The organism is Parendozoicomonas sp. 2304DJ65-17 (assembly GCF_058148445.1).
Window position 1 is genome coordinate 1 of sequence record NZ_JBYVJV010000123.1, and the last position, 236, is coordinate 236.

1 protein-coding gene is annotated in these 236 nt (G+C 56.4%); it reads right to left on the reverse strand.

Translation table 11 applies throughout. The features are described from left to right. Positions 1–236: hypothetical protein (locus ACY2RR_RS24755; protein WP_490110859.1), on the reverse strand; the 236-nt coding region annotated here is incomplete at both ends.

Genomic DNA, 236 nt, shown 5'->3' on the forward strand with positions numbered 1-236 from the left:
TCAGCAGCCTGGTTCTCGGCATAGGTGAAACTTTGATCGGCTGTGACCACTGGCGCGGTGTCATCCACATCGGTTACGCCGAGTGTCACACTCACAGCATCACTGACATTCCCCGCCGCATCGGTCGCCACAATCTGGTAATCGGTGCTGTTGGCGCCGCTCTCAAAATCATTGGCACCACTGGCCGCACCGGCTTCGGTCAACGTGATCTGACCATTGGCATCAATAGCGTAGAA